The sequence below is a fragment of the Geobacillus sp. CX412 genome, assembly GCF_027942335.1.
Taxonomy (GTDB): Bacteria; Bacillota; Bacilli; order Bacillales; family Anoxybacillaceae; genus Parageobacillus_B; species Parageobacillus_B toebii.
In genome coordinates, this window is record NZ_CP103461.1 from 1,625,135 (window position 1) to 1,647,372 (window position 22,238).

Consider the following 22,238-nt stretch of genomic DNA (forward strand, 5'->3'; position numbering starts at 1 on the left):
CCACAATTTCTGCAAAATTTGTTGCTACAATATAGACATCAGGTAGAGAAGAAGGTGAGAAGAAGGGTGTATTCGTTCTTAAGCCAAATAAGCAACCTTCTAAGCCAACCATTTCTAAATATTGCAAATAACACGACAGCTATTCCCATTTTGTCAGCTTTTGTTCTTGGGATAGTTGGAGCGATGGCTCCGTGTCAAATCACTGGCAACTTGGGAGCGATCACGTTGTACAGTAATCAGTCCTTGCAAAAAGGGATTGCGTGGAAAGAGTTGCTCCTATTTATTTTTGGCAAAATCATTGCTTTTTCCGGTTTAGGTTTCATCGTTTGGCTGATGGGGAAAGAGATTCAAAGTACACTGACATTATATTTTCCGTGGTTAAGAAAGCTGATCGGTCCCATTCTCATTCTTGTAGGTTTATACTTGTTAGGGCTTTTTAAAATGTATTGGAACGTAACCTTGTTCAAAATCCCTGAGAGATTTTTAAAGAAAGGAAAAATAGGCTCCTTTTTAATGGGTTTTGGCTTTTCATTAGCTTTTTGTCCAACTATGTTTGTTCTATTTTTTGTTACTCTAATGCCTTTGGTATACTCAACGTCTTATGGAGTGTTATTACCGAGTATCTTTGCCATCGGAACCTCTGTACCTGTTATTTTATTCATCCTCATCCTTTGGTACTTAGGATTTAGTGGCACTCTAATGAAAAAAGGGAGACAAGCAGGAAGTTTCGTTCAGAAAGCAGCTGGAATCATGATGATCTTACTTGGCATATTAGACACTATCACTTATTGGTTCTAAAGTTAGAAAAGGGGAAAGTGAAATGGAAATTTTTCATACGATGTTTGGAGGTTTGGCTATGATGATCGGGATGATGTTATTCTGGATTGTATTAATCGCCATTGGTTTTTATCTCTTACATCGTTTTATCAATGACCGAAAAAAGAGTTATCTCCGATGGAAATATTAAAAATACGATTAGCCAAAGGAGAGATCACTTTAGATGAATTTGAACATATATCCAAAAAATACAGTAAAATCCAGCATTTTTACGTTATATTGTACACAGGAAATGCAATTTACAATTCTTCACCCTCTTTCAATTTATATAGATGAAAGAAGTTGTTGATAAGAGTATTGTCAACAGCTTCTTTTGTTTTTTTAGCTTTTTGAGCATAATAACCTCTTTACCCTCATTCAATTTGACCTCTTATATTCATGCATTTTCTTTTATTTAGTTTAAAATCGTAATGATAAGAAGACGAGCAAGGAGGAATTGATGATGACTATTACATTGCATGTACAAGGAATGACTTGCGGCCATTGCAAAATGGCGGTGACAAGCGCCCTTAAAGAGCTAGACGGGGTAAGAAATGTAGAAGTACATCTGCAAGAAGGTACTGTCGATGTAGATTATGATGAAACAAAGGTAATTGTAGAAAAACTCAAATAAGCGATTGAAGAGCAAGGTTACGATGTGAAGTAACATAAAATCCCCTCCAAGTTTTACTTGGAGGGGATTTATCATTGTTATTCAGGTTTATTTGTTGTGTCATTCGGGTTGGGTGTATAGTTAGATTTGTAATCTTTGTATTTTACTTCTGTGACCATTCCGGCTGCAGCATGGTGCAAGTCATGGCAATGGAACATCCAATTTCCCGGATTGTCAGCTTTAAATGCGACTACATATTCTTCACCCGGTTTTACATTCAAGGTATCCTTAATCAATGGAGAACCTGTAATTGGTTTGCCATTTTTACTTAATACTTGGAAGAAGTGTCCGTGTAAATGCATAGGATGTAGATCTTTCGGTGAATTGTTCACCAATTTTACTTTTACTAGATCACCTTTCTTAACATTTACAGGTGCTGTTTCAGGATACGTTTTCCCATTAATCGTGAAGATCGTGCCATCTTTGCCCATCGCTGTTCCTAAATCCATTGTGTACTCTACATCATATTTTTGATCTAATGTAAATTGACCTAATTCATGTTTTCCGTATTTTGTCATATCAACGATAGGGAGGTCTTCTTTTGCATTTGCTTTGTCCGTATTGTTTGTCTGGCCTTCGTATTGAATTTTCACTTTCATGCCATCGGTACCTTCCATATCACCATGGCATTCTAATAACCATTCACCCGGGTTATTGGCGATAAATTCAATATCATAACGTTCACCCGGAGCAATATTTAAAAGTTCGTCTTTGATTGGCTGCGGATCTTTTAACAGCTGCCCGTCTGTTGCGACAATTTTAAACTCATGACCATGCAGGTGAAGCTTGTGAGGCATGTATCCTGCGTTTACAAGGCGAAGCCGCACCTTTTCGCCTTTCTTCACTTTTAAAGGTTTGACAGCGGAACCGCTTTTCCCGTTAATCGTGAAAATATCATACATGCTCATATCATGTCCCATGTTGCTCATATCCATATGTTGGTTATCGGAGCTGTTTCCATGTCCCATATTGCTATGATCCATTCCACTCATATGCATATTTCCTTCATCTGGATTGCTCATCCATTCATCTAACACGAGTGTATAATCTCGATCTACTTTTTCCTCATTCTTAGGCTCTACGATTAATGTGCCGTATAGCCCCTTGTCCACTTGTTTCGCGCTTTCTTGATGGGAATGATAAAAATACGTTCCCGGTACAGTAGCTGTAAATTCATACGTAAAGGTTTCCCCGGTTTAATTGCGTTCATCGTGACGCCCGGAACTCCATCTTGACTATTCGGAACAGGGTAGCCGTGCCAATGAATTGTCGTCGGTTCCGATAATTCATTTTTAAAATTGATTTTAACTCTGTCTCCTTGTTTGATACGGATTTGCGCACCGGGAACAGATCCGTTGTACGTGTAGACAGGAAGTTTCACTTTATCATTTATTTGTAATAATGCTTCCTTAGCAGTAAGATTAATCTCTTTACCGGATAAAACTTCTGTGTTTGTTGCCAAAGGCAGTTGCTTACTGGAGTCCTTAGCGATGTTTTCCTCCTTCATATTCATGTTTGACATATCGTGCCCCTGCATGGAACTGTGCGAAGCATTATTTGAGCAGGCTGCACCAATAGCAACAACTCCCGCTAAAATGGTTCCAACCAATAATTTCTTCATGTATTTCCCTCCATAAACAAACATGTGATTTAAATGCTAATATCATCATAGAAAATAAATGTGCAAAATTTATGGAGAAAAGAGTTATTAAGCAATTTTGCACAAAGTATTATTTGATATTAATGGGAGATACGAAATAAAAAAGACAAGCTATTACTTAATTGCGGAAGAACAGAAAGGTTGAATAAGCGGTAGAAGCGTTCGAGGAAAGGCGTTTATGATTATTTTATAGAAATTAATACCAGATATCCATAAATTTGTTGTACAATGTATAAAAGATAAAGAGAATTTTGTTTTGGGGGCGGGAATATTATGTCCTTAATATTATTTCTCGGTATTCTTGGGGTATTAATGGTTATAATCCTAAAAAAACCGATAACAGGAATGATTGGTGACGATTATAAAGTGGTTTATAAGCTGAAAAGTGCTAAGTGGTTTCAAAATCATTGGTTAGGTGGAATATTCTTGTTCGCAATTAATGCTGTTCTGTTTTTTTCTACCGGTCTTGTACTTTACTTATTGTTATATTTTTCAATTCCGTTCGTTCATTTGATTGTCATGATTTTGGCTGTAATCGTAAGTATCTTTATTTGGGTATTAATTAATCATGCATGGCAAGGTACTAAAAGCAATCGTTTGAAGATGGGGTTTTTAGGGAGTAGTTTTTATGTTTTTTTGACTTTGGTGTTAGCTTATCAGTTAGTAACGCTGAAATCTTCTTATCCAAATGAAGATGCTTGTATGGGGGGAATTATTGGTTTAGTATTCGGCATAATAGTTACAACCGTTGCGTTTATTACTTGTTTTACAATCACAGGCTTTTCTAAGAAGTAAGAAGCCAATTAAACACGATGTGAATTTAATGTACTGTGATTGACGTTTTATTTCTTACACGATCGGGATGGTTTCTGCAATAAGTTAAATTAAGAAATGTGAGGAGGGTGCCCCAAAAGCAATCACTTTTGGGACACCCTCCTTTATTTTTACATATGCATATGCATCTGATGAGAATGGTCGCCGCCGATCGATGGGTCGAGCATTCCAAAAATCATAGCAATATGAGCTACTACTAAAAATACACCAACGAAATGGAATGATATTTCAACTTTTGTTCCTCGCTCCATCTCCGCCTGATTATGCCTAAATTGATTAGACTTAATCCCAATAACGGAATGACCCCCACTAAATAAAATCCTACTGCAATGATATCAATCCATCCGCGCCATTCCCCATTCAATGTAAATGGAATGACGGCACTCACCAATAAGTAAATAAAAATTCCTAAAAAGTAGACACCAACCATGATGCTGCATATTTTGTTGACTTTACGGATCATTCCATCGAAACGGCGAGTAAAAAGAATTGCCAGCTCCGTTATTGCAATGGTCTCGGCAAGAGCAACGGGAACAGCCATAACAGGTTGTACAAGTGGATGATTTCTTTGCGTCGTTAAAGCTAGATCCATTATTAGAAACGGAAAATGCGTTTTTGCAAAAATATGAGCTGGAGTTGATTTATAAACATTTGTCCAACATGAAAGAACTGCAACAAAAAGCCATTATGCTCGTCGATTTAAAAGGATTTAGCTACAAAGAAGCGGCGGAGTTGTTAAACGTAAAACTCCCTTATTTAAAAAGCCTTGTGTTTCGGGGCAGGCGGGAATTAGAAAAACGATTACGCAATGAGGTGAAGGGATGAGAAAAGACGAGTTAAAACCATTATTGCAGAAATATCAAAATGGCACACTAAGCAAAGAGGAAGAACAAAAAATAGAGGAGCTTCTAGAAAGTTTTGACGTATACCATGAATTTCTCCATGAAACCCTTCATGATGAAGGGATGAAGGAAGCCGATCTTACAAAAATGATGAAAAAGGCCCAACAAAAATTCTTTTTTAGAAATACGCTGCTTGTTGTATCGTTTATACTCACGATTGTTCCCTTATTGACTATGTTTACTTTTGTTTATTACGGCTGGGGGCGGGATCATAACAGAGGGAACGAATTGATTGAAACCATTCAAACGGTGAGTGAAATGATGTCTCCAAATGTGTATGTAGATTACGATACGGTGGATGTTGAGATCAAGCCCTTTACCATGACTGTCACGACCGACAAATATAAATGGATGGATGATAAAAGAAGTTATCTAGGCAAGGATACTTACAAACTATTTTTCAATGATGTGTTTGCTAAAGAATCGAATTATCGAGCGATTGGGTATTCACTTCATCACATTGGAATCAACTTTATTCATCCGAAAGCCAAATACTTTTTACCTGACGAACGAAGAAAAATTGAATCTCTCCCAAGCGATTGGCCGGTTGAAATCTATATTTCCCTGAATCAGTCCTATTCCTTAAAAGAAATAACTGAAAAATTCAAAGGATATCATATGACATGGCTTGCGTTGGACACAGGTGTAGAGGAACAGATGAGGAATGATTTAGATTTCATCCAAACACCAGCAATTGGCTTTCCGTACAAAAAAGTGCATGTAGATTCTGTATTCCATCGCTCGTTTACTGATTACGAAGAAGTAGTCAAAGGGCTCGAGCTATTGAGCAAAAACGAAAAATGGGCAACACAACTAACGGAATACAAAGACTTAAAGATGGCCGAGCGACTAAAATGGGTGAAAAAGCGTAAAGAATTGAAGATTTATGGAATCGCTATGACAGGAACCGCCAAAGATGTTTTGTCTCTAGAAAAGATGAAGGAAGTCAACGTGATTCGATTAGGTCAGATCCATTTGCCATAGCAAAGGGGGGAATAGTCGAAAATGAGAATGGTAAGAATCAATATGCTAAATACATTGGTGGCTATATTTTTGCTTATTTTGTTAAATGTACAAATTATAGCGGAAATCCCTGTTTTTGATATCCGTTACATTTGGATTTCAGTGTTCGGAATGCTTATATGCTTGCTTGACCTCCTAAAAGAAGATCGATTCTACTCCTATTTAGGCGGCATCCTTCACTTCATCCTAATCGTTTCTTGTATGGGAATGATTTGGTTTGGTATAGGTATTAACTACAAGCCGTAACTTTACTGCAGCAAAAGCGAAAAGGACAGTCCAAATAAGGCTGTCCTTTTTCAATATAGGAACGTGTTGCAAAAGACATAGATGCATACCTGTAAAACCAATACCAAATATCCCAAATTTATCTTGATATATTTTACTAGAACATTTAGATTATTCTATAGATACAAAAATGAAATTTTCTAAAAAGCAAGTAACATATATGGTTTCGAAGGTAGAGGTTTATGGAAACACAATATAGCTGCTCTTTCTAATATGCTGGTTATATATTCATTTTTTATAATTGGTTTTAACAACCATAAAAGTGATTCTTTTTAATTCGTTAATCGAGCGAAAGCAACCGTGTTGATATTCATAATGGGGAAAGGTGCTTGAAATGACAAGTTTTCTCATTTATCTTTATTTAAACCGCCAACAAGAGATTTAGAGGGGTTTATACTGGAGAAGGATATTATATATGTTGGTGGGGGAAATACAAGAAACTTATTAGTTTTATGGAAAGAGTGGGGTTTAGATAATATTTTGAGAAAAGCTTGGAACCAAGGGATTGTTTTAGCTGGCATTAGTGCTGGTTCTATATGTTGGTTCGAGGAAGGCGTCACAGATTCATTTGGACAGGGATTAGAACCAATTAAATGCTTAGGTTTTCTAAAGGGTAGTCATTGTCCTCATTATGATGGAGAGTCAGATAGAAGACCTTCGTATCATAAACTCATTTATTCTGGAGACATACAAGCTGGTATTGTAGCGGATGACGGAGTTGCCATTCATTATATTGAACAAAACATAAGTAATATAGTTAGTTCTAGGCCAAAGGCAAAGGCTTATAAAGTTTATTTGGATAACAAGGTGATAAAGGTGATAGAGCAAGAGCTTCAGACGAATTTTTTGGGTTCCTATTAAGCCTCTATGGTGAAGCTCACTTCATGGGTAGCCAGCGGGACAGTATAGTTCAATAATATAATTTTCAAAATATTCCTAGAAAATATAGGTTGAATCATATACAATAGAAAATGTTGTCGGTCATATTAAAGACTTAGAGTTGTTTGCGGAGAGATGGAACGGAGGAATCTGGAGTTTTTGTAGGTAGCTAAACCATTACAAGAAGGGGATATTTTATGAAAGCATTAAGAAAAATCTTAATGAGTGATCCATTAGTTTCCTCAATGAATGTGCATCCTTCTCAAGAACCATTTGTTGACCTTGTTCACTTTGATCCAGATATCGTTGTGGATCCATCCCTTTCTAACAGGAGTCGTTACTTTTCTTTTGTCCGCCTTACAGTAGCTAATAAACTTTCCTTAGCTAAAAAATTTCTTCCAAAAGGTATCCGTTTTCTCATTAAGGAAGGATATAGGCCTTTACATATTCAACAGCGAGCCTTTGAGCGGGCGTTACAACGGGTAAAAGAAAATTCTTCAAATCAAGATTTAGATCATTTAATTGCTGAGGCGTCAAAATACGTAGCACCCCCTAATGTAGCGCCTCATCCAACAGGTGGTGCAGTAGACTTAACCCTGATTGACTTCAATGGTATCGAATTGGATCTTGGCACACCATATGATGCCATACCACAAGAAACGGACAACGCAACTTTTTTTGATGCAACCAACATCAGCGTACAAGCAATGCAAAATCGCCAGATCCTCGCACACGCTCTTCAGTCTGTTGGGTTTGTTAACTACTTCACGGAATGGTGGCACTGGTCATACGGTGACAGATACTGGGCTGTAATGACTAATGCGGATCATGCTCTTTATCATCCCGTCTCGGAACAAGAATTGTTGAATCTGTTGCAAAAGGCAAAACTAGAACATAATCAACCTTTTTATGAATAAACGATTCCATTGGGGTTGCTGTGGCAACTCTTTACTTCTCAAGCTAACGAGGCAGGAATGTTTAAAAGAAATTTATAAAGATACAATGGAGGGGAAAAGAGATGGGGGATTTAGCTATCAGAACAGCTAATCAAGAAGATATTCCACAACTTTTAAATTTAATGTATCAATACATTGTTGATTTTTATAAAAGACCTAGACCGACTGAAGAGTCACTTAAAGGATTGATACAGCATTTATTGGATAACCCCGCAAATGGAATACAATTTGTTGCAGAACAAGATGGAAAATTATTAGGTTTTACAACCTTGTATTTCTCCTTTAGCACTCTTCAGGTGAAAAGAATGGCTATTTTAAATGACTTGTTTGTGATACCAGAAGCAAGAGGGCAAAAACTAGGTGAGAAACTGTTTCAAACATGCTTGTCTTATATAAGAGAGAATGATTTTGCCTACATGACATGGGAAACTACAAAGGATAATTTAGTTGCTCAATCTCTTTACAACAAAATGGGTGGTCAATTGTCTGAATGGTTAGTTTATGAAATCAGTTAGTGTATCCAGTAGTTTTTTATTAAGCTCTCCTTTTTCATTCTCCTTATGGTGCCGTATAGATGCGACATGATTGTCTCACATGGAAGAACTATATAGATTCAGATTAATTTTCCGACATAACTATCTGTCCAATGCGTTGGAGCAATTTTTCTGGAAATTGAGTGAGATGCTCCAAGAACGAAACAATCGATTCCCGCAACTCTTTTCGATTGGCATGAAACCGATTGGCAATCACGCTCTCTTTCAGCCATCCCCAAATCCGTTCGACCAAATTTAAATTCGGTGAATACGGAGGTAAGAATATCAAAGTCAACCGTTCTTCGTGCTCATGTAGAAAAGGCTGAAGAATTTTGGCGCGATGAATTTTTGCGTTATCCAAGACCATCACGACATGTTTATCCGGATACTGGTCCAATGTGTATTGAAGAAATTGCAGAAAAGCCTGTGCATTGCATTGATTGGTTTCCATACAGTGAAATTCCCCGTTTTGATATTCACACCGCCTAATAAGCTAACGGTTGCGTGATGTCCATACGTAGGGATTTGTTTTTGACGCCCTTTAACACTCCATGTGGCCCGTAGAGTTTGGTAATCCCGAATATGGCTTTCATCTTCATAGATTATGACCATGTTGTCGGACAAGTTTTTTTTATGAGTTCCATCTCCTGTTGAAACTCTTTTTGTTTTTGTGGATTGGCCCGTTTGAGGGTATACGTAGGGCGTGTATAGCGAAATCCCCATCGATGAAGCATATCACCAATACCGCCACGGGACATGGTGACAGAAAATTTCTCTTCTAACACATGTTGAATAATCCGGGTATTCCAGCCCGTTTCAATGCCGTATCCTTCATCGGCAGGAGTGCTTTCTTCCAGCATTTTTTTTAATTCCCGTTCTTCTTCTGGAGATAGATACGGCTTTCTGCCCGGGGCGTATCGACGTTCTAATAACGCATCCATCCCACCTTGATTAAACTTTTGCACGTAAATCGAAACGGTCTCACGGTGGAGATTCAAGAGCTCAGCGACTTGGATCCCCAAATAGCCTTGCATAATCAGACGAATGACTGCAATTCGTTTTGCCATGTTCGCCTTTTTCATTTTGCGTTCCTGTTCTTGAAGACGTTCGATCGTCCAACCATGATCGTTTGTAATTTGTAATCCTTTTTTCCTCATTCTTCTTCCGCTCCTTTGATTTACTCATTTAGGAGCAGTATAGACAAGGATGCAGGTTGATTAAACATGTCGGAATTTCAAACTGGATTTATATAGTTACCTTCCATCATCTGTGGTGAAGCCTGCTTCATGGTTGGCTAAGGGAGCAGAAAGGTTGAAGGAGCAAGGAATTCAATCTTAAATCAAATAATATTAAACGTGATATTAAACAAAAGAGGAAGGGTATGGGGGAATGGTTGTTCTTGAAACACAAAGGTTGATATTAAGACAGTATAAAGATGAGGATATTACTCCTCTACATCATATTTTTTCTGACCCAGAAACCATGAAGTTTTATCCAGCCCCTTTTAGCATTCAGCAAACCCAAGACTGGATTAAACGAAATCAAGATAGATATCGGAATGATGGTTATGGATTATGGGCTGTTTGTTTGAAGGAAACGAATGAATTGATCGGTGATTGTGGTCTTGTTAAACAAAAAATAAATGACAATATAGAAGTGGAGATTGGATACCACATTAATAAACAATATTGGTCACAGGGGTTCGCAACAGAAGCTGCCAAAGCGTGCAAGGAATATGCGTTTGATAAATTGGGTTTAAATAAGCTGATCAGTATTATTGACCCAAAAAATGTTCCATCCATTCGTGTGGCAGAGAAGATTGGTTTTACTAAGGAAAAAGAAGTATTTATTTTCGGTAAGAACCATTATATATACTCGGGAGTTAAAGAAAGTAACGAAGAGTTATTGAACGAATGGTGCGATAGTTAAATAAAATATGTACAAAAACGCTACCTTACATCATAAGGTGGCTTTTTCATTTGGTCGAAAATCAACCATTAACGATAATAGAGCCTTTTAGAAAAGGGATAATAGCATGGATTGTTGAATTCTGTAAGATAGGGGGGATATATGTTACAAAAGGTGTCGCTGACAGGAAAAAGAATATCTCTTCGGACACCAACGCAGGATGATTTGCCAATTCTATATAACCTGATATATGGTGTGGAGAATCCAGAATGCAAAAAGTACGACGCTCCTTATTATCCGCTTGAATTTTGTACCTTTGAAAAGTTTTCTAAGAGAATGGAAGAAAGAATGAATGTTACGGATGTACCAAGTCAAATGATTATTGAACATCAAGGTCAAATTATAGGTATGGTTAGCTATTATTGGGAGGATAAGCGTACACGATGGCTTGAAATGGGAATCGTCATCTATTCTCCTGAGCATTGGAATGGTGGATTTGGAACGGAAGCATTATCTTTATGGATTGACTATCTCTTTGAAAATCTAACCATCGAGAGAGTAGGGCTTACAACTTGGTCTGGAAATCCACGAATGATCAGATGCGCGGGAAAATTGGGAATGCGATTAGAAGGGAGAATGAGAAAATGCCGCTACTATAATGGCGAATACTATGATTCGATTCGGATGGGTATTCTTCGTGAGGAATGGGATGAGTTTAAAAAGAATAATCCTTTATTCACCCCCATGGAAGAACAAGTTAACTTCTATCATCTGTGGTGCCACGGAAGTGATGAATGAGTAGATTTTTGTATAATTTTGGTAGACAAAAATTAATTTAAGGAGAGAATGAAATGTTAATCGGCCATATCAAGGAAATTGTCCGTTACCCTGTGAAATCTTTCCATGGAGAGAGTGTACAAAAAACTAAAGTAATGGAATATGGTTTGTATGGCGACCGAAGTCATGCTTTTTTAGATGAAACAAGACTAGGGAAGTTTTTAACAATAACACAATTCCCAGAAATGGTTCGATATAAAGCAAGATTTGTTGGGGAAGAGTTAATGGAAGAATACCCCAGAGTCGAAATAACGACACCTGAAGGTAAGGTTGTTGATTGGGGGGATGAAGACCTAATTAGGGAAATAGAAAACAAATCGAAACGGAAAGTTTCTCTTGTAAAATATACTCCCTCTTATGTACCTTTAGGGGCAATTGAAGAAGAACACATTCAATTGGTAACGGATGCTTCTTTGCTTAAATTAAAAGAAATATGGGGAAAAGAGGTCAATTATCAACGTTTTCGCCCTAATTTACTTATATCATTAAAAAAGAAAGTCCCATTTATTGAAGAAACGTGGTTTGGCAGAAGGATTAAAATAGGACGAGAAGTGGAGATTCAATTAAAAAGACATTGTGAACGGTGCATGATTATTGCTGTTAATCCTGATAATGCAGAACGAGATTCGTCTTTGCTTAAAACTCTTGTGCAACAAAGAAATAATCATTTTGGCGTTTATGCTTCTGTTATGAAAACAGGTGAAATTCATGTAGGCGATGAAGTCTTTCTTCTTGAATGATATTTTGCTAAATCATCATCAAACCAAATGTCAACTCTACTAAGCTCCTGTGGAAGGATAGAACTTCTTGCATAATCTGTGGGGAAGCTCGCTTTATGGCTGGCTAACGAGTTAGTTGAAGAATAGCACTAAATTTGCTTTTATGATAGTCATACTTTTACAAATGAAGGGGGATTAAGATGGAAATTCGTTCAGTGAAAGGGTCAGATTACTATATCATCTCTCCACTAATCAATGAGTGGTGGGGCGGAAGACAAATGTCTGATAAGTTGCCAAAATTATTCTTCGACCATTTTAAAAATACAAGTTTCATTGCCGAAAAAGATGGAAAAATCGTTGGATTTTTGATCGGTTTTCTATCGCAAACATATCCAGAAGAAGCATATATACACTTTGTTGGGGTGCATCCAGATTATAGAAAAAGGGTATTGGAAAACGACTGTACAATGAATTTTTTAATATTGTTAAAAAGAATGGTCGGAATATCGTCCGTTGTGTAACTTCACCAGTGAACAAAGTTTCCATTGCCTTTCATACGAAAATGGGATTTGAAATTGAAAAAAACGGAGATAAAAAAGTAGACGGAGTTTCTGTATATACTGATTATGATGGACCAAATCAAGATAGAGTTTTATTTGTGAAGAGGTTAATTTAATGATGAGCTTGTTCAACTAACGGTTGGCGCCTGTTGAACAGGACATACAAAAAAGACCGATTGATTTTCGGTCTTTTTCTGTGGTCTAAAAATCAACATTGAAATTGAACAGAGACATTTATTAAAAGATAACACTCTAATGATTTCACTTTTCACTAAACGCAATCTGTATACCAATCAGCCCTAATAACAAACCTTTTACAATGTTCATTCGCTTCGCTATGAACGAATTGGTAAGCAGGACATGGCGCAGTTTCTCTGAAAACACGCTGACAGCGATAAAAATCACTAAAGCCTGAACCAGAAAAATAATTCCCAAAATAAACATCTGCAACGTAATATGTCCCATCGATTTATTCACAAATTGAGGCAACAATGCCAAAAAGAACAAAGATACTTTTGGATTAAGCAGATTCATGAGAATTCCTTTTTTATACAATGACGGATACTTGAAAGGCTTGTTATGGTTAAAAGCAAAGCCTGTTTCTTTTTCCTTGAATGATTGCCATGCTAAATACAGCAAATAGGACGCACCCGTATATTTTATGACGGTAAAAGCCAGAGCGGATTGATAAATGATGGTGGAAATCCCAAGCGTTGCAGCCGTGATATGTACAATAAGGCCTGAACAAAGTCCCAGTGCCGTTGCGATTCCCGCTTTTTTGTTCTGTGAAATGCTTTGAGCAATCACAAACAGAATATCTGGCCCGGGCATTAACGTCAGCAATATCGCCACTCCTAAAAAAGACATGGTTAGTGCGAAATCCATTTACAACACCTCTCTTGGATGGAATGGACACCATTCTTTGCTTCCTTTTTCTTCATTTGTCTTCCTGATTTATTTCGAGAGAAACTGCTTCATTCCTTCTTAACGGGTGATAAAAAATATAAATTAGTGTTTATCGGATTTAAACATCGCTATCAAGCATGTAGAGGCGCATCCGCGTTTGTTAACATGTGAGGGGCCAATTCTCCTTCTTTAAAGGTTCTGTTAAGGAATGATGTTGATTTTCTTGTTAATCTAAAGTGGAAAGGAAGAAAAAAGCATAAAATCCATATACTCTGAGAATAGTCGCGTTATTTTACATGTTGATACAACAGTTTTGACGTTGAACTATTATATAGCGATTTTGTGGGAAACGAAGAGCATCGGGATTGCTTTTAATAAGCTCTTAGCAAAGGCGAGCGATATAAAAAAGAATAGAAATTACAGTTCTTCACAAACGTGATGTACCAAAAGTACTTTGGCATTTGCCTGTTCAAACAATGTTGGGATCTTATAGCTATTTTTAGTAAATAAGTGAGTTTACTCATTTAGATTGTTAACCTCACGTGAATATGATATATACTTAAATCTCATTGTCTCCAAATATGGTAAAATTTATATGGCATTAAATTTTGGGATATGAGGGGATTATCTTGGACATACTGTTTTTCACTCTAATAGGGATAGGAATTGTATCTTCCTTTATAGGAACGTTAGCTGGTGGTGGAGGATTAATTACTTTACCAGCCATGATGCTTGTAGGAATACCGATTCAAATTGGTATTGCGACCAACAAGTTTTCATCAGGAGTTGCTGCATTGACGAGCGTATCGTACTTGTTAAAAAATAAACATCTCAGTGGAAAAACAATAGTTATGAATGTCTGTATTGCTCTTGCTGGAGGAGTTAGCGGCGCACTGATTACCTCCAGCATGACAGAACGAACGATGAATATCATTGCCTTAGTCTTACTAATATTTGCATTAATTGTTACGCTAAAAAACAAGCAATGGGTCTCTTCTGTTAAGGAAACGGATAAAGATACTAGTAGTATTATTAGTAATATTATACCTTTCTTTATAGCCGCTTATGATGGAGGATTTGGACCGGGATCTTCAACCTTTGGAATCTTATACTATATGCATCGAAAAAACACTTATACGAAAGCAGTTCAGCTTACGAGAGTTTTGATCCTAGGAAGTTGTCTTGGAGCATTTATTGTATTTTATCAAACAGGATTTGTGCAATGGCATTATGCTATTGCGATGGCCATAGGGTCAGCAGTAGGATCTCAAATTGGATTACTTGCATTACCTAAAGTTCCGTTAAAATTAGCTAAATATTTACTAATCACCATCATTTTTTTGTTAATAGGGCAAGTATTATTCAAGATTGCTTGACTAACTAACGGCTATTATGCTGCATTCGTGATTTTACCAGTAACGATCTAGTTAAAAGCACGAACAACACACTAAAATATTGAACAGAGTAAAAACAGTCTGAGGAGAGTTCCTTTAATAAAATAAGCGATATTGTTGGGTATGACACCATGTTTAAATCGAAAATCGATTGAAGTAGATGAATATCGAGAAAGTTAGAACAATACATACAACTCTTCGCAAAATATATCCTAACATGAAATTTACAAAGCAATTTTTCAACGATTTCTTTCACTTAACTGTTTCAGATCGTATTAAAGCAGAGTTGTGTATTGCTCAGTTACATTATCAGTTTCATACAGCTATCTCAAAAGTCCGGCCTAGTACAGTAGATACAAAAATTGGGGCAGTCATGGAATACCCTTTTTCGAAAGAAGGAAGAATTTATTTTCGGCGCCAGAACAACACGATTTATGTATACCGCTTAAATCGAAATAAAAAAGAACAACCATTTGTTATTAATTGGTTGAAATCTTTTTTATAATAGTCAGCTTCAGGAGGGATAAAAATGGCAGTATGGTTAGTTCGGGCAGGAAGAAACGGAGAGCAGCAAGAAGCAGCGCTAGAACACGGGGTAGCAGTCATCGGTTGGAATGAACTACCTGATCTTTCTTCTATACAAACAAGGGAGCAATTAAAAGAGCTTTTTAATAAAATCTATCCGAAAGCGACAGAAAATGAAGCGGCCAATAAGGTTGGACAAATCTGGGCATTTATTCACCGCATCCAAGAAGGAGACTTAGTGGCTCTTCCGCTAAAATATCGTTCTGCAATAGCAATTGGAAAAGTAGTGGGTACATATCAATATCGAACAGATATCGCTGCTAATATCAGACATACAATCCCTGTGGAATGGATACGAACTGATATTCCTCGTACGGCATTTGATCAAAATTTACTATATTCACTGGGTGCGTTTATGACCGTATGCCAAATTAAACGTAACAACGCAGAAGAAAGAATACGAAAAATATTGGGGTTAAGTATTTCTCAATCACCTGCTACATATGGTGTGAAGGATGATGATAATGAAGAAGTAACAGTAGATATTGAAAATATCAATGTTGAAGATGTTGCTTTGGATCAAATACGCACCTATATTTCACGTAAATTCGCAGGTCACCATTTAGCAGAGTTAGTGAATGCTATTTTGCAAGCAGAAGGTTACACAACTGAAATCTCCCCTCCGGGACCGGATGGCGGTGTAGATATCTTGGCTGGTACTGGGCCAATGGGATTCGGTTTTCCTAGACTTTGTGTTCAGGTGAAATCCTCACAGTCTCCGGTTGGCTCCAATGTTCTTAGTGAACTTCTCGGAACTATTAGTAAATTTGGTGCTGATCAAGGACTTCTTGTTAGTTGGGGCGGCTTTAAAAGCACTGTCCTTAGAGATGCTAAAAATAACTTTTTTAAAGTAAGGCTTTGGGATTCAGATGCGTTATTAAAAGCTGTTTTACGTAATTATGATAAATTTCCTGATTCATTACAGGCAGAATTACCATTGAAAAGAGTATGGGCTCTCGTTCAAGAAGATGAATAGGATCACAATATTCCACGGATTTAGATTTTCGTAACTAGATGCGTGTTATTTTGTAAAATTTACATTAGATCGTACTCACACTACAATAAACGTGGTTAAAAGAAATTAGATCATAAATCTAAAGGATGTGATTAACTTGTCTTTAAAACATTTTGTATTTAACACTAAAGATGATTTTATAACTTATCTTAAACACCTTATCATATTAGCATCAAAGGGTATTAAAAGATATGAAGAACAAATAAATCAGCTAGGCTCATATATTGAAGATAAAAAACTAATTGAACGCCCGAATCGTTTGATTTCTAGTAAAGAATATGAAAATTTTAAGAGTATGCTAATGTTTTCTCATGGATACCTACTTAACCTTTTTGGTGATCAGTCGGAAATGGGGATTTCTTACCAAAATTACAGAAAACAACTTAAGAAAAAGGCTCGTACACTAAATTTCAACTTTCTTGAATTAACCGAGGAGCAAAAAGCTGAACTTAACCAAGTAACAACTGCAAGGGATTGGTCTCATCATATTCCGGTTTCATTAATGCACGCACAGAATGAATTAGCTTTAGAGAAGAACCCAGCGGTAGTTAATCCTATATTTTATGCAGACTTTCAAAAATATCGTGGAATTTGGCTCGTAGACTTATACCGAGAAAGCGTCGAAAACCTTGAGAATTTTAAAAGGTTACTTGAGTTGCTGAAAGAAGATTATTCAGTAATCACTGGAGATCCTTGCATGGTTGTACCCATAACTTTTGAAATAAGAGAAATTGATGATCTTGAGATACCAAAGATTTCTTACGATATTCAAACCAAAAAGATTAAGACTGTTGAAGATATAAGAAAAATGTATAGAGAAAACTCATAAAAAATTAATGGCTGCTTTGGTCCAAGATTGTATTAAATAGTTTACCCAATCTTTTCTTAGTAAACTTACAATTCATACGGATAATAATAAAAAAAATATACAAAATATTACATTTATCGTCAAAAAATGATAAAATTCAAGAAGAAGGTCATTTGATCTTCTTCTTTTTAGTTTAAATGGGGGAGGAGAGATTCGATGTATATATCTAACTTAGTAATAGAAGGCTATCGTTGCTTTAAAGAAAAAACCGTAATACCTTTAAATGAAGGACTTACGTTATTTTGGTGAAAAGGAGGGAAGTCGCTATTATTGATGCCATCCGATTAATCTTAAATGAAGACGAGTTTGATAATGTTAAAATCACTGAAAAAGAGTTTTGGCACTCAGTTGGTAATACTAAGAATGAAATAAGTTCTAATTTTAAGATTGACTTAATTTTCTCCGGTCTCAACGAAAAAGAACAATTAGCTTATTTACCTTGGCTAGATCCGGACGATTTACATTCAGCATCTTTGCATTTAAAAGTACAAAATAAGATTAATTCTGGAAATCGATATAAGAGGGAATTATGGGGAGGTAATTCCTCAAGTAGTATTTTCGAGTGGGATACATATAAATCAATTCAATGTACATATTTACCGCCATTGCGTGACGCAGAACAACGCCTTAGAGCTGTTAGAGGATCACGTTTAGCACGCTTAATAACTAAAATGGAGTTAAAAAACAATGCAAGAGAGCGTATAGAAGACATAGTTAAACAAAATAACAAAGAATTATTGAAAGATGAGCTGATCGTAAAAGCAAAGGACAACATCAAAAATCGACTAATAGACTCTTTGGGAGAACAATTGGCTCAAGATATTAGCGTTTCTTTTTCAGAAACTCGATTCGAGAGAATCATTGAAAATTTAAAACTGTTATTCTATCCGCTTCTTGATAATGAAGTGAGTGTAGAAGAGTTTCGGGAGTTATCAGAAAATAGTCTTGGATATAACAACTTAATTTACTTAGCAACTGTATTAGCGGAATTAGAGCAAATAGAAGAAAATGAGTTATCTACCCGCATTCTTCTGATAGAGGAACCCGAGGCACATTTACATCCACAACTACAGACAAAATTACTTGAATATATAGAAAAACAAGCTCGAATAAGTGGAGTTCAAGTTATTGTCACTACCCATTCACCAATAATAGCTTCTTCTGTTGACTTAAATAATATTTTAGTTGTTAAAAGAACAGATTTTAATAACAGTCCTACGATTGTTCCATTAAAAAATGTAGGATTAACTCCAAAACAGAAATTTTTCTTGCAACGGTGGATGGATATTACTAAATCAACTTTATTGTTTGCTAGAGGCGTGATTCTTGTTGAAGGGATAGCAGAAGGGCTAGTTATTCCAGAGTTGGCTAAAAGAGTATTACATAAATATTTGAATTCAAAGAAAAAAATATCCGATTACTCTTTAGAAGAATATAGCGTTTCCGTAATAAATATGGGTGGTATTTATTTCGAGTCATTCTTTCAACTATTTATGAATGCAGAAGAACAAGGAAAAGGTATACCAATTAGATGTGCAGGTATTACAGATTGTGATCCTAAAAAAAGTGACACTCCTTATGTTGGAAATGAGTGTGAATGTAATAACCCAGCATTAAAGTTACAAGCGATATTGGAAAATAACAAATATTGCCGGTTATATAGTAATTTTAAGACTTTTGAATATGATTTGGCTTTATGTGGAGATAACTTTTTAGTAATGGTTGATGTTTTTCTTGAAATTTTACCAATAAATAGCTCTATCAGAAAAGAACTCGAAGAATATAAAAAAGAATTTATTAATACTAAAGATATTAATGAAAAAGCAAAATTAGCAAAGCGCTTGTTAGATAGAATAGATGACTCCACTCTATGCGGCAAGGGTTTATTTGCTCAACATTTAGCTTATAAACTTGCAGATGAGGAAGTAGAATTTACAGTTCCTAGTTATATTGAAAAAGCTATTCTCTGGGTTTGCAACCTAAATGAAAGGAGAGAAAGAATGTACCAACAAGTTCTAGAAGTTACACCCATAAATAAAATAGATTTAATTTATTCGGTGTTAAATAACGAAGATATAAAACGTCTTTCCCCAGAGCAAGCTACTTTTATTTTACATCCAATTAATCGGGATTGTTTTTTAAGCGCTTGCCCGGGCAGTGGAAAAACGCATTCGGTTGGCATCAAAATAGCATATGAAATTCAAAATTGGATTTCCAAGATAAGTGGTATAGCTGTTCTCTCATTTACGAAAAATGCTGCGGAAGAAATCAAAAATCGTGCTAATCGCTTTTTGGGAAATTTGAATGTAAGTCATCCTCATTTCGTTGGTACGATTGATAGTTGGCTCCATTCCTATATTTTCCACCCTTTTGGTTCTGTAGTAACTAGGTATAAGGGAGCTGAAGGGGATGTTTCACATAAATTAATACAGGATGGTAATCATGGTACATGGTTAAAAAATTTTAGTACCAATAAAATTTCTATACTAGATTACACTATTGATATGAATGAAAATCCTACAGTTTGTGATGAAAAGAAAAAAATCGAAAATGATCCCTTAACTATTAGTACTCTATTAAACAAAAAGAAACAGTTTGCAGAAAAAGGTTTTGTAACCTATGCAGACATAGAATATTGGTGTTACAAGCTTTTGCAACAAAGAGGGGATATTCTTGATTTAATTGCTAAAAGATTTCCCTATATTTTTATTGATGAGTGTCAGGATTTATCTGAAATTCAGCTTGGTATTTTAAGTTTATTAAAACAGGCAGGGGTAACTATTCATTTAATCGGTGATTTAGATCAAGCAATTTACGGATTTAGAAAGGTCTATCCGGAAAAAGTGATTGAGAAAATAGATGAATGGAAAATGGAACGTTTACAATTAACCATTAATCACAGAAGTGTCCAGCAAATTTGTAATGTTGTTGCTAAACTAGGTGGAAAGCAACAAATTATAGGAACCCGGTCAAGTCTTAATCAATCTTGTTTACTTTGGGTTTATGATAAAAAAAATGATCTATATCAACTTCAAGAAGCATTTATCAACTTATTAGACAAAAGGAATTTAAATGTCAAAGATGCGATTATTATTGCTAGAGGATCCTCGACAATTAGGCAAATTAAAGGTTACCCAAAGGATACAAAACTAGACAAAGCTAAAAATCATATTGTATACAAAATTGCATCCGCTATTACTCACTGGAGTTCAGCTAATTTTAAAGACAAAAATGTCGCATTAGAATTATTTAGTCAAGCCATTATCGACTTAGCGTATGCCGGAAAAGGTAAATCAGGAATTATTACAACCCCTTTTTCTTACAACCCAATAGATTGGCGTATAAAACTTGGAACTTATCTCGAGAAGATTGCTAGTAAAAGTGATTTTATAGTTAAAGAAACTTCTAAACAAATATGGAAAAATTGGGTTAAAGATATTCTTAAAAGTGAATTTAAGAATATTTGGGATGAACTTAAAGATGTTGAATACTCATTTGAGAAAATTGTCAGAAGATTAAGATCTCCTGAAGGATTGTCAGATATTCCTATGTCTAAAAAATTTTTAATGGGTGAAAAAAAGATCGAAATTAAAGTAAAAGTAGATACGATACATAAAGTAAAAGGAGAAACTTACAGGGCCGCTCTTGTAGTTTCTTCACCAACTAAAAAATCTGATGGTGGACATTTCACACAATGGTTACAGAAAGGTACAGAAGCAAGCCGCTTTGCTTATGTAGCATGTTCAAGACCACAAGATTTATTAGTTTTAGCTATTCCAGAGTACAGCGAAGAGATATTAAACTTAGGATTTTATTTAGATGACATGAAGGAATATATCTCTGTGTAAAATGATAAGCAATTTTCAACTATTATAACTATCTCAAATAAATTTCCAAATATAACCAATTAATGTTTAGGATGTCTAGCAAAATTCCACCACCTAAAAAAGCAAGAGTTATTGGAAGTAAGTTTAATTCAAAAAGTGAAAAATAACCTAAGGATGGTTCACCAAACTGTTATTAAAAGCCATCATCTATTAAAAAAGCGCGAAGGAATATTTGAGATACTTTCTAGTCTGTATAGAGATGAAAAATATCAATCGTTTATAAACTTGTCTGTTATTCAAGTCGAAGGTTTATTTTACGATTTCTGTTTAATTCTTAATGATGAAATCGAATTTGATAATCTTGGAACACTTATTTAGTGTGAAAGCCGAAAAAGTATTTTCAACAAATCGTGCATTGTGGTTATCTATGTATCCTTATTTTGCATTTGAAGCTCCAATCTTTAGAAACAAAATTACCCATAATGGTCTTTGGGATCCAGACGATATTAAAAACTTTGCTAATGAATTGATTTATGATTTTTTGCAATAATTAGTGCAATAAAGTTTACACCAAAATTACCTTATAATCAGCTTGGAGTTATTTTATCTTTGCGTCAAGAGATTAAGAAACTTGAATTATCATACGAGGATTATTCAACAGTTTTATTTTCGCTATTTAGTGGAAACCAAGGAAGAAATCTTGGAAAAGAAATTTTTGATATATTAAAACGAAGAGAAGAAAAAAAGGAAGTATTAGAGTTTTACTCAATACCTATCTCAGAATTTGTAAGCACCAATCTATATGAAGAGTGTTGCAGACTTACGCGAGTTATATACGATGAAAAATTATGGGAATTAATAATTAAACAGTTATCTTCGATTACAAAACATGAACCCGACAAGCCATATGATTTTGTAGACTTTGCAGAAATGATAGTAAATAGTTATATTGATGAATTTGAAAAAGATAGTAGATTAAAGGAAAAATGTATTTTAATAAAAAAGGAATTAAAAAAATTTTACTGATGAGTTTAATAAGCTTATAAATTAGAGAAGTC

At 35.5% G+C, this 22,238-nt stretch carries 21 protein-coding genes and 4 pseudogenes; 19 read left to right on the forward strand and 6 right to left on the reverse strand.

The annotated features are described in order from the left end of the window. Positions 1–66 precede the first annotated feature (66 nt). The 3 genes from NXM86_RS08705 to NXM86_RS08715 all read left to right on the forward strand — a co-directional run bounded on the left by NXM86_RS08705 (position 67) and on the right by NXM86_RS08715 (position 1,450). Positions 67–798, forward strand: coding sequence for an urease accessory protein UreH domain-containing protein (locus tag NXM86_RS08705; RefSeq protein WP_498958932.1), 732 nt, complete (start codon positions 67–69; stop codon positions 796–798). A 22-nt stretch (positions 799–820) separates the two neighbouring features. Further along, entirely contained in the window at positions 821–967 is a 147-nt protein-coding gene (locus tag NXM86_RS08710; RefSeq protein ID WP_498958933.1) for a hypothetical protein, read from the forward strand. Positions 968–1,279: 312 nt separating this feature from the next. Further along, the gene (locus NXM86_RS08715; protein ID WP_498959016.1) at positions 1,280–1,450 is read left to right on the forward strand and encodes a cation transporter; all 171 of its coding nucleotides are present in this window, start codon (positions 1,280–1,282) and stop codon (positions 1,448–1,450) included. A 77-nt stretch (positions 1,451–1,527) separates the two neighbouring features. Here the strand turns inward: NXM86_RS08715 and NXM86_RS08720 are convergent, their stop codons facing one another. Further along, on the reverse strand, positions 1,528–2,601 hold the full coding sequence (locus NXM86_RS08720) for a multicopper oxidase family protein (protein ID WP_498959017.1): 1,074 nt from the start codon (positions 2,599–2,601) through the stop codon (positions 1,528–1,530). A 15-nt stretch (positions 2,602–2,616) separates the two neighbouring features. Beyond that, positions 2,617–3,134 (reverse strand): annotated as a pseudogene (locus tag NXM86_RS08725) (multicopper oxidase domain-containing protein); the annotation flags it as partial. A gap of 288 nt (positions 3,135–3,422) precedes the next feature. Here NXM86_RS08725 and NXM86_RS08730 point away from each other — a divergent pair. Beyond that, the gene (locus NXM86_RS08730; protein WP_097354531.1) at positions 3,423–3,944 is read left to right on the forward strand and encodes a hypothetical protein; all 522 of its coding nucleotides are present in this window, start codon (positions 3,423–3,425) and stop codon (positions 3,942–3,944) included. A 149-nt stretch (positions 3,945–4,093) separates the two neighbouring features. On the opposite strand, the pseudogene NXM86_RS08735 reads toward NXM86_RS08730, so the two are convergent. Further along, positions 4,094–4,575 (reverse strand): annotated as a pseudogene (locus NXM86_RS08735) (DUF6803 family protein). Here NXM86_RS08735 and NXM86_RS08740 point away from each other — a divergent pair. The 6 genes and pseudogenes from NXM86_RS08740 to NXM86_RS08765 all read left to right on the forward strand — a co-directional run bounded on the left by NXM86_RS08740 (position 4,539) and on the right by NXM86_RS08765 (position 8,543). Then, entirely contained in the window at positions 4,539–4,808 is a 270-nt protein-coding gene (locus NXM86_RS08740; RefSeq protein ID WP_041269665.1) for a sigma factor-like helix-turn-helix DNA-binding protein, read from the forward strand. The pseudogene NXM86_RS08735 and the gene NXM86_RS08740 sit on opposite strands and share 37 nt — an antisense overlap. After that, positions 4,805–5,869: an anti-sigma factor gene (locus NXM86_RS08745; protein WP_498958934.1), complete on the forward strand. Its 1,065-nt coding sequence runs from the start codon at positions 4,805–4,807 to the stop codon at positions 5,867–5,869. The genes NXM86_RS08740 and NXM86_RS08745 overlap by 4 nt, the downstream gene beginning before the upstream one ends. 21 nt (positions 5,870–5,890) lie before the next feature. Beyond that, positions 5,891–6,154, forward strand: a complete 264-nt coding sequence (locus NXM86_RS08750; RefSeq protein ID WP_205423729.1) for a hypothetical protein — start codon at positions 5,891–5,893, stop codon at positions 6,152–6,154. A 384-nt stretch (positions 6,155–6,538) separates the two neighbouring features. Then, positions 6,539–7,054, forward strand: a pseudogene (locus NXM86_RS08755) (Type 1 glutamine amidotransferase-like domain-containing protein); the annotation flags it as partial. Between the two features lie 215 nt (positions 7,055–7,269). Beyond that, entirely contained in the window at positions 7,270–7,989 is a 720-nt protein-coding gene (locus NXM86_RS08760; protein WP_498958935.1) for a M15 family metallopeptidase, read from the forward strand. Between the two features lie 101 nt (positions 7,990–8,090). Next, positions 8,091–8,543 (forward strand): GNAT family N-acetyltransferase, encoded by a 453-nt coding sequence (locus NXM86_RS08765; protein WP_498958936.1) that lies wholly within the window; start codon positions 8,091–8,093, stop codon positions 8,541–8,543. A gap of 103 nt (positions 8,544–8,646) precedes the next feature. Here the strand turns inward: NXM86_RS08765 and NXM86_RS08770 are convergent, their stop codons facing one another. Continuing rightward, positions 8,647–9,012 (reverse strand): IS630 family transposase, encoded by a 366-nt coding sequence (locus NXM86_RS08770; protein WP_498958937.1) that lies wholly within the window; start codon positions 9,010–9,012, stop codon positions 8,647–8,649. A gap of 151 nt (positions 9,013–9,163) precedes the next feature. Next, on the reverse strand, positions 9,164–9,718 hold the full coding sequence (locus tag NXM86_RS08775; RefSeq protein ID WP_013400171.1) for an IS630 family transposase: 555 nt from the start codon (positions 9,716–9,718) through the stop codon (positions 9,164–9,166). Between the two features lie 232 nt (positions 9,719–9,950). Here NXM86_RS08775 and NXM86_RS08780 point away from each other — a divergent pair, with 232 nt between their 5' ends. From NXM86_RS08780 to NXM86_RS08795, 4 genes and pseudogenes are all read left to right on the forward strand, one after another. Next, positions 9,951–10,490, forward strand: a complete 540-nt coding sequence (locus NXM86_RS08780) for a GNAT family N-acetyltransferase (protein ID WP_498958938.1) — start codon at positions 9,951–9,953, stop codon at positions 10,488–10,490. 141 nt (positions 10,491–10,631) lie between these two features. Continuing rightward, positions 10,632–11,267 carry a GNAT family N-acetyltransferase gene (locus NXM86_RS08785; protein WP_498958939.1) on the forward strand — a complete coding sequence of 212 codons (636 nt, stop codon included), beginning with the start codon at positions 10,632–10,634 and terminating at the stop codon, positions 11,265–11,267. A gap of 53 nt (positions 11,268–11,320) precedes the next feature. Beyond that, a complete protein-coding gene (locus NXM86_RS08790; RefSeq protein WP_498958940.1) occupies positions 11,321–12,046 on the forward strand; it encodes an MOSC domain-containing protein in 726 nt (241 codons plus the stop codon). A gap of 179 nt (positions 12,047–12,225) precedes the next feature. Then, positions 12,226–12,701: pseudogene (locus NXM86_RS08795) on the forward strand (GNAT family N-acetyltransferase). Positions 12,702–12,846: 145 nt separating this feature from the next. On the opposite strand, the gene NXM86_RS08800 reads toward NXM86_RS08795, so the two are convergent. Further along, positions 12,847–13,470, reverse strand: coding sequence for a LysE family translocator (locus NXM86_RS08800; protein ID WP_498958941.1), 624 nt, complete (start codon positions 13,468–13,470; stop codon positions 12,847–12,849). A 650-nt stretch (positions 13,471–14,120) separates the two neighbouring features. Here NXM86_RS08800 and NXM86_RS08805 point away from each other — a divergent pair. The 5 genes from NXM86_RS08805 to NXM86_RS08825 all read left to right on the forward strand — a co-directional run bounded on the left by NXM86_RS08805 (position 14,121) and on the right by NXM86_RS08825 (position 22,206). Continuing rightward, complete coding sequence (locus NXM86_RS08805; RefSeq protein ID WP_498958942.1) at positions 14,121–14,867, forward strand: sulfite exporter TauE/SafE family protein; 747 nt, start codon at positions 14,121–14,123, stop codon at positions 14,865–14,867. Positions 14,868–15,414: 547 nt separating this feature from the next. Next, on the forward strand, positions 15,415–16,446 hold the full coding sequence (locus NXM86_RS08810) for a restriction endonuclease (RefSeq protein WP_498958943.1): 1,032 nt from the start codon (positions 15,415–15,417) through the stop codon (positions 16,444–16,446). A 136-nt stretch (positions 16,447–16,582) separates the two neighbouring features. Then, on the forward strand, positions 16,583–17,314 hold the full coding sequence (locus NXM86_RS08815) for a hypothetical protein (RefSeq protein WP_498958944.1): 732 nt from the start codon (positions 16,583–16,585) through the stop codon (positions 17,312–17,314). A 284-nt stretch (positions 17,315–17,598) separates the two neighbouring features. Continuing rightward, positions 17,599–21,201, forward strand: a complete 3,603-nt coding sequence (locus NXM86_RS08820; protein WP_498959018.1) for an ATP-dependent nuclease — start codon at positions 17,599–17,601, stop codon at positions 21,199–21,201. 588 nt (positions 21,202–21,789) lie between these two features. Continuing rightward, on the forward strand, positions 21,790–22,206 hold the full coding sequence (locus NXM86_RS08825) for a hypothetical protein (RefSeq protein ID WP_498958945.1): 417 nt from the start codon (positions 21,790–21,792) through the stop codon (positions 22,204–22,206). The last annotated feature ends 32 nt before the right edge of the window (positions 22,207–22,238 follow it).